Annotated in this window: 7 protein-coding genes; 2 read left to right on the forward strand and 5 right to left on the reverse strand. The window is 34.5% G+C overall.

The window, feature by feature from the left end; all coding sequences use genetic code 11:
- The first annotated feature begins 39 nt into the window (after positions 1–39).
- Together ABRY23_14280 and ABRY23_14285 are read left to right on the forward strand one after the other, a co-directional pair.
- Positions 40–510: a DUF4352 domain-containing protein gene (locus ABRY23_14280; GenBank protein MFA3784223.1), complete on the forward strand. Its 471-nt coding sequence runs from the start codon at positions 40–42 to the stop codon at positions 508–510.
- A 17-nt stretch (positions 511–527) separates the two neighbouring features.
- On the forward strand, positions 528–887 hold the full coding sequence (locus ABRY23_14285; GenBank protein ID MFA3784224.1) for a hypothetical protein: 360 nt from the start codon (positions 528–530) through the stop codon (positions 885–887).
- Between the two features lie 194 nt (positions 888–1,081).
- On the opposite strand, the gene ABRY23_14290 is transcribed toward ABRY23_14285, so the two are convergent.
- The 5 genes from ABRY23_14290 to ABRY23_14310 all read right to left on the reverse strand — a co-directional run bounded on the left by ABRY23_14290 (position 1,082) and on the right by ABRY23_14310 (position 8,033).
- Positions 1,082–3,673 (reverse strand): DEAD/DEAH box helicase, encoded by a 2,592-nt coding sequence (locus ABRY23_14290; protein MFA3784225.1) that lies wholly within the window; start codon positions 3,671–3,673, stop codon positions 1,082–1,084.
- The gene (locus ABRY23_14295) at positions 3,612–6,023 is read right to left on the reverse strand and encodes a site-specific DNA-methyltransferase (protein MFA3784226.1); all 2,412 of its coding nucleotides are present in this window, start codon (positions 6,021–6,023) and stop codon (positions 3,612–3,614) included. Before ABRY23_14295 ends, ABRY23_14290 begins: the two co-directional genes overlap by 62 nt.
- 58 nt (positions 6,024–6,081) lie before the next feature.
- On the reverse strand, positions 6,082–6,978 hold the full coding sequence (locus tag ABRY23_14300) for a hypothetical protein (protein ID MFA3784227.1): 897 nt from the start codon (positions 6,976–6,978) through the stop codon (positions 6,082–6,084).
- Between the two features lie 109 nt (positions 6,979–7,087).
- Entirely contained in the window at positions 7,088–7,402 is a 315-nt protein-coding gene (locus ABRY23_14305; GenBank protein MFA3784228.1) for a hypothetical protein, read from the reverse strand.
- 133 nt (positions 7,403–7,535) lie between these two features.
- Positions 7,536–8,033, reverse strand: a complete 498-nt coding sequence (locus ABRY23_14310) for a TIR domain-containing protein (protein ID MFA3784229.1) — start codon at positions 8,031–8,033, stop codon at positions 7,536–7,538.
- Positions 8,034–8,076: the final 43 nt, after the last annotated feature.

Genomic DNA, 8,076 nt, shown 5'->3' on the forward strand with positions numbered 1-8,076 from the left:
ATAATAGTTATACAATTTCACAAAAAAAAAGGAGAATCAATGAAAAAGCCACTTACTTTCTTTTCATTTCTAATTGTGCTTTTCTTATTAAGCACAGTTTCTAATGCTCAACTTGAATCAAGCATATCTGGTTCAAAAGCTGTTTTCAAGGTAGTGAAAATAGTAGATAATTATGTTTCTGAAAACCAATTTGTAAAACCCGATGAAGGTAAAAAATATATTGCTTTTGAAATTGTTGTTGACAATACCAAAGGCAGTAAGTCAATAACAGTTCCTTCAATGATGATAAAATTAAAGGATAAAGAAGGATACGAATATTCAATTGATATGATATCGGCTATGATAAAACCTAGCTTTGAAGGGACTGCAGATGCCGGTGACTTAACAAGAGGATGGATAGGTTTTGAAGTTCCTAAATCAACTAAGTTAGATGATTTAAAAATTGCCTATCGAGGATTTGCAGATAAAACAAACTGGTTAGAACTTAAAAAATTTAAAACAACTAAATAAAATTAAGGAGTATTGAAATGAAAAAAGTTGGTGGAATCATTGCTTTAATAGCTGGTGTTTTTGGTGTAATAGCTGCCCTAATAACTTTATTTGCTGGAGGTGTCGGTGGTGCGCTAAAAAGTGAAGGAGCTCAAACAGTTGTTATGTTAGGTTGGGGCGGAGTTCTATTTTCTTTCCTTACAATAATATTTGGAGCAATAACGATTGGTACAAAAAGTAAAACCGTTCCAATTTTATTAATTGTTAGCGCAATATTAGGTATTATCCTTGGCGGAACTTTTGTCGCAATTTTTATGGTTCTTGCTTTAATTTCTGGAATACTAGGATATTTTGGTGTCAAGAAAGAATTAAAAGCTACAAAAGTTAATCCAAGCTAAAATTGTATAACCCGTTCTTCAAGCCGACCGCCTCTTCGATGCGGTCGGTTTAGGATTTTTAATTTTGATTAACAAAAACAAGTTGTTGTTAAAAGTAGTTTAAGTAAAAAAGTTTTTAATAATTATTGGCGTTGGTAAGTTAAGCTGCATTGCAATGTTGGGCGGCGGCTTAAAAACCACGCCGTTATATGGCATTACGCTAACTCATTCATCAAACTTGATTTCCAATTTTTATATCTGTCTTCTTTCAGAGCTTGGAAAAATTCCGTTACATCTTCTGGCGAAAGAAAATAGAAAAAATATTTCCATTCTTTTTTAGCTGAACTAAGCAGTTCATTTAATTTTTCAAAATGAGCTTTACCATCTCTATATTTGGCTTTGTTCTTCTGGGAAGAATCTCCATCGTCTTTTATTTCAACAACGAGGATTTCATTTTTGTCTTTAAGCTTAATGAAATAATCTGGGTTGAAGTTTTCTCTTTTTACATGTGAGCTGCCATCTTCTGTTGGTTTGTAGGAATAAGGGAAATAATAAAAATTCTTATCTGGAGATTTGATAAAACTATCTATCTTTTCTATGTTGTTGAAAATTGAAGAGGTGAATTTATATTCCGGTGTGGATGAAACATAGATCACATTTAGTGGGGTCTTGAAATCAATTTCTTGCTGCTCAATTAAATTTTCTTTCAGAAATTTTATTTCATCCTCACTTCTACCGGCATATCGAACAACCGCTTCTTTAACTCTGTCGTAATTCTGTTTATCAGTTAAATATTGATTAAAAAGCGTTTTCTGTTCCGATGAAAGAGATTCTGATGAAGATTTAGTATAAAACACTTTTCCATTTGATTTGATACTGTTTTCACTGAATGATTGAGATGCCATTTCTTCAATTTTTATTTCTTTTAATGCTTTTGGAGTCATTTTCATTCGGGCTGCAACTTTTCCAAGTTCTCTGAACATTGGACCAAATGCTTGTTTAGCTATACCAAGATTTTCCCGACTTATAAATGACGCATCATAACCTTTACTTTCTAAATTCGATTTTAATAATTCTTGGATTCTTTTTAGTGGCCATTTTTTTGAAAGAGATTCATCTTTAGCTTTTAAAAATAATTTAATTTCTTTCGAAGCTTCTTCAAGAGAAACAATATCTTTCATTTCTACTGTAAATCTGAATGAACCGGTCTCGGAGTATTTGCTGGTTTCATCCCAAGTTTTACTTTGCGGTTTAAAATTTATTTCAGTTGGTTCTGATGCGGTTTCTCTTTTAGCTTCTGTTGTATCTTGTTCTGATGAATATTCAACATTGTAAAGAGGAAAGAGATATTTCTTGCGGTTTTCATCAAATCCCCAATTTATTCTGTTTTCAATTTCAAGAACTTCATTATACAGATTTACAATTTCATCCGTCCATCTTTCGTGATTGTTTATCTTAACATAAACAGGTTGTAATAAACCGGGTGGAATTCTTAATCCTCTTCCAAGAACTTGAGATATTAATAGCTTCGAATTAAATGCTCTTTGTTCGTGGGGAACTATCTGAAAAACATTCTTAACATCCCATCCCTCAGTAAGCATAGATACAGAAATTATCCATTCTACAGGATTATCCGCCTCATCAACTGTTTTTAGTAAGGCAAGATTTTCTTTCCTTACTTTTTCCGGTTGTGAAATTATTGATTCTATTTCCTCTTTTTCTCTTTGATTTGTTGGAATACCCGATGTTACCCAAATAACTTTTGTCGCAGCATCTTCGTAGGATATCTTCTCTTTATCGGAGATGAATTTTACTAATTCATCCCATACTTTTATGCAAGAATGAATTTTTTCCGTGATAATTATTGTAATCGGTTTAAGCTTGCCGGCATATTTTTTTGGGATGTCAATATGATTAGCATAAGTCTCAGAAAATCCTTTTTCTTTTTGAGATTCTTCCTCAACTTTATAATCAATTCTCTTAATAATTCCGTCTTCCATAGCTTGCTTTAAGCTGTAACGGTAAATTACATCAAAGAAATAATCATTATTTATATAAGGTGTGCCAGAAAGTCCAAGTAAATAATAAAAATCATATTCAGGATCAGTTAAGAACTCGAACCATTTTTTAACTGCTGAATCTGCTTCGCTGTAAATATGATGAGCTTCATCGTTTATTACAAGAGTTCTTCTACCTTTTCCTTTGAAGCTATCTGAAATAGATGAACCGGTTCTTTGATAAGCAGCGTGAATATTCTCAACGCAAATATCGCCTTCCAATATTGGAACATTTGCATTTTTTATTGCGGGCGAAGGATACGGCGAGTTTAACTCTTGTAATATTTTTGTTAGTACTTGATCACCGCTGAACAATTCAAATTTCTTTTTTAATTCTTCTTCAATGGTAAGTGAAGGACATAAAACTAAAACTTTATCAACAAGTCCCTCCGAAAGCATAATTACAGCAACCGCGTAAATTACCCAGCTTTTACCCGTACCAGTGGCTAAGTCTATGCTAAATGATTTTTTATCCCTTATCTTAAATTTGTTTAAGTAATCATCAATATTATTGAAATGAATTTTGAGATTTTCGGAGTTTGCGTAAGTGTATCTTGCGGCATCTTCCGTATTCTTGAAAGAGTTGGAAAGGAAATATGCAAAAGCTGTTCTTGCAGCTTCTCTTACATGTTCAAAATTATCCGTTGTAAGCGCATCTAAAAAAGATTCGTACTTGTAAACAAGCGGATTATTTCTTTCTTCTTCTTTTAACTTTAGAATCAGATCTTCGTTTTTGAATTGTAGGGGCATTGAAGTCCTTTTGTGTTTTTACAATTTTTAGTTCGTTGCCGTATTTATCAAGATAGATTATCATCATTTTCTTTCCGGTAAATAAATCTTGCGGAATCCTTATTACTGCTTTGGTTTTATCTTCCGATATTATTTTGTCTGACCAGAAAACTTGAGAGAGATTGAAATAATAGTCATTGTAATTAGTGTCAATCATTACCATTGAAAGCGTTTCAAAGTTTTCAAAATCTTCCGGATCGTAAACAAGCGTATTAGATTTGAACTCTTTAATTTCAATTACAAAATCTTTTTTGCCTTGATCTTCCAAAGTTGGATTGAGCGGTTCGTCTCTATAATATTCTGCTTGAACAACAGGCTGAGAGATAAAATCATAACCAACTGCGTCAATAACTTCATTAACATCATTTTCGGTTGAAGGCTGCTTTAGACTTCCGGCTTCTCCTCTTTCAATTAATGCTTTTAATACAGAGAGCGGGACTTTTAAGAAAACGTAACTTGTGTTTTCTATTTTGATTTCATCTTCCATAAAAGACATTGCAGTTACAGGAGCGACTACAAAAAATTTATCTCCGGCTTTTCCGCCAAGAACTGTATGTAAAGTTGAAACATATTCTCTGTCAATTATAAGATTTTTCTGTTCGGGGTAATTCCAAACAAAAGCGGAATATGTGCCAATGTAACCATCAGCGGTAAAGCCGTGTATTTTGTGTTCTTCCGGCCGTAAGCCAAAAAGTTGTGAGACGAATGGTTTGTAAGTCTGCCAGTCAAGATTTAGAATTTCCTTATTGTCATAAATTCCGGCATTGTAAAGTGTAAACTCTTTTGCTTTAAGCGGTTTTTCCTTTTCCGGTTTCTCTTTGGGTTGAATAAATGAAATAAGAAAATTTACTCTGCCAACTTTAACAGTTTTTTCTCCGGCTGAACCTTCTTCATTTTCGGTTACTTCCAAATCTTTTACTTTGAACTTTTCTTCCGGCAAGCAAAGAGAAAAGTTTTCTTCTGAATTTCCGCTTAAATTTTCTTCTATAAACTTTGCAAGGTTTTTAAGGAATGAATCTGTTATTAATAGATCACCCTTCCTTGCTTTTTCTGTTATAAAAAATAACCCACGTGAGTTTTTGAGATGTTCTTCAAAATTATCAACTCTTTCGTGTTCGCGTCTATCGTCCTTTTTTAATGAACCAATTTGGGTCGTAAGATTTAACATTCTTTTTTGAATTGTGTATATGGCAAGTTTACCGCAGTCTATTCCAATCCAGCGTCTACCAAGTTTTTCTGCAACTGCTAAGGTTGTGCCGCTACCAGCAAAAGCATCCAATACAATATCGTTTTTATTTGATGATGCTTCAATTATTCTACTTAATAAATCTTCTGGTTTTTGCGTTGGATAATCAAGATTTTCAAGAGCCATAGGGTTAATATGATAAATATCTGTCCAAATATTATTCATAGGGACACCTTTCAAATCATCTAAGTATTGCTTTACTTCTGGATATTGTGCATTTGCACCCCATCTAATCATCCCTACTTTATTTAGCTCATCATATTTTTTCTGAGAATATGTTTTCATTGCTGACCATCTATAGAATCCTCGATTGTCCTTGTATTTAAATCTATCCAAATAACCCTTTCCATAATCACGATATATTTTATTAAAAATATATTGATTAGAGCGTGTGTAAACAAAAATTGTATCTGAATCAGAACTAAATTTATTTGCAAGAGCTTTACTGCTACCCGTGTTGGTTGTCCTTTGCCAAATGATCTCATTTAAGAAATTAAACTCACCAAATACTTCATCAAGTGTTGCTTTTATGTAATGCCCTTTTTTATAATCAAGATGCACATAAATAGAGCCGTCATCCGCAAGAATTTCACGTAAAAAAATTAAGCGTTTACGTAAAAACTCAATAAACTGCGCGCCAATAATTTTATCGCGGTAAGCTTTCTCGCGGTCTTTCATAAAATCTTGCTTAGTTGCAAATGGCGGGTCAATGTAAATAAGTTTTATTTTGTTTTTGGTTTTGTATTTGTTTTCGCCACGCTGGTCTTCATAAATGGTTTTTAGTGCAAGCAAATTATCGCCAAAGATGAGCATATTCTGCCAACCGTCATCAAACTTATTGTCGCTGTTAAAAGAACGCACTTTTTGGAAAGGAGCAGCAAGTGTATTGGCAATAATTTTTTCTTTTGGTTCTTTGCCTTTGTAAATAAGTTTATAATCTTTAGTTACCTCAACAAACTCACTATCTCCGCTGTCAAACAACTTGGATTTATAATAAGAAGGGATCGTTTTCCCTTGCTGAATTAGCTCAATCAGTTTTTGTTTATCTTGTTCGGAAAGTTTCAATAGTTCACCAGTTTTTAATATTTGTTTGTAAATTTACTTTTCACTTAACAAAGATGCATTAAAAATTCATCTTAATCTGTGCGGAATGATTGTCTTCATTAAATGTAATTCCTTCAAAATACCAATTGCCATTTTTTAAATAACACTGGCTCATAACAAAACCCCCGAACCATCTGCTTCTCTTCATTCCGGCATAGCCGCGCAAATAGCTATCGGTTATAAGTTTAGCTGGTTTGCATAGTGTTTTTAATAAATCCCGCGTTGCATAACCAAGTACAGTCCTAAAACTACCAACCAATAAATCGGTTAATTGAAGCAATTGGCAGTCTTCATAAGATTGACATTCAACTGCTTTATGATTTGAGGAGCGATCATCAATTAAATCATCGCATTCTTCAATTTTACAGAATGCTTTTAATTCACCGAGCCGGTTTATAATTCTATTTTTATCAGTTCTCCTTTGCAAATGCTCGTAACCATCGAAATGTATTTTTGTAATTTCAATTGGATTATTTTCATCGCCTAAGTAGTGCATCCCGCCCTTAAAACCCATTCTAAATGTTGTCTCTATTTTGCTTGCATAATCGCGGTGCAAATGCATTTTAGAATGATTATCCAACTCACGGAACAATATAAATTTACAACCGATTAAATTTTCAAAAAAAGTATATTGTTTCTTCCCATTAACTCGTTCACCTAAAAAGAATGGTTCACTTTTTTTTAATTTATGGATAAGTGCCAGAGTGCCGATCTGTAGCCAAGAATCTACCAATGAATACTTTTTTGAATTTACTTGCTTAACTTGTTTCAGAGATATTTTTTCATTATAGCCTATATTTTTTCTTGCGGTTAATAGCAATTCCAAAAGCGATTTTTTCCCATTAACCGGTACTAAAAGCATACCGTGCCAAAAACCGTTTATCTGCGATTCATCGTGATATAATTCATATTTCATTTGTATCAAAAGCCAAAAAATTAGTTGCTATATAACGGCCTGCGCATCACCTGCGGCGAGCCGAGCGCAGCGAGGCGAAGCCGTCAGGTGGATGCGCGTGTTAGGCATCTCAAATCAAAACTTCTTTGACAATCCATATCATTACCAACAATGTGACATAAAAGGGCCATATCGAGAAAGAAAGAAGTGCTGCCAAAAATGTCTTTAGTATGTTTCCTACAGGAGTTACAGCATAGAGGTCTGAAGCGCTTATTTCTTGTTTGTGGAGTTTCTCGATAAAGGCGTTATAAGCCTTTCGGAACATTCTCTCCAGCGCCAAATAGTAAGCATCCAGAACCAGGAAAAGGATAGTTGGTATTATCGCCAAAAGTGCGTATTGTGGATTTCCCTTATCCGCTACTATGACAAGAATTGCTGAAACCAATGTTATACACCAAGCCTTGCACGACGCACTGTTAGAAGCCATCCTTTGAATGACTGATTGGCTAATCGTCAAGTGCGCTTGTACAGCCTGGGAATTTTCTCTGTATTCATTGTCTCTAGACATAAGCAACCCCCTAATATTTTTCGCGGATAGCGATTGCTTCTTCGACCCAAGCCGCCAAGTTGCGCTTGATATAGGCATAGACATCAGTGCTTACAGAGTAAGGAGGGTCGTATGCTTTCACGATACTTGATAATTTTGCTCCATCTCGTTTCATCGTAAAACCATCGAAGGGATTGCTTCCTTTTGACGACTGACGGCCTTCCCTGTCTTGTAGGTTGTGTATATATATGCCAAGCAATCCCTTCCCATCATTCCAGGACTTCTCAATTTCGTAGTTAATCCATTTTCTTCCTGCCGTATGAGTTCCTATCAGAACAATTGTACAGGATTTGCCATTCAACTGCTCGTCAATCCAGTTTCTTATTGCTTGGTCTCCGCCACGTGTAATAGATTCCCACTCATTGTCTGTTACAGGAGCATTACCTTCAACAACACCCATATTCCTCACTTGTGCCGCTCGCCAATTGTCTTCTTTGTAGTGGAAACTGTAGAAAACTCTACGTGCCATTGTAATTTCTCCTTTGATTTCGGTTGAGATGCATAACTATTAA

Source organism: Melioribacteraceae bacterium 4301-Me, assembly GCA_041538185.1.
Classification (GTDB): domain Bacteria; phylum Bacteroidota; class Ignavibacteria; order Ignavibacteriales; family Melioribacteraceae; genus Pyranulibacter; species Pyranulibacter aquaticus.

Excerpts from the sequence above, each read along its gene's own strand:
- ABRY23_14280 (MFA3784223.1), top strand. The coding sequence starts at position 40 with ATGAAAAAGCCACTTACTTTCTTTTCATTTCTAATTGTGCTTTTCTTA.
- ABRY23_14285 (MFA3784224.1), top strand. The coding sequence starts at position 528 with ATGAAAAAAGTTGGTGGAATCATTGCTTTAATAGCTGGTGTTTTTGGT.
- ABRY23_14290 (MFA3784225.1), bottom strand. The coding sequence starts at position 3,673 with ATGCCCCTACAATTCAAAAACGAAGATCTGATTCTAAAGTTAAAAGAA.
- ABRY23_14300 (MFA3784227.1), bottom strand. The coding sequence starts at position 6,978 with ATGAAATATGAATTATATCACGATGAATCGCAGATAAACGGTTTTTGG.
- ABRY23_14310 (MFA3784229.1), bottom strand. The coding sequence starts at position 8,033 with ATGGCACGTAGAGTTTTCTACAGTTTCCACTACAAAGAAGACAATTGG.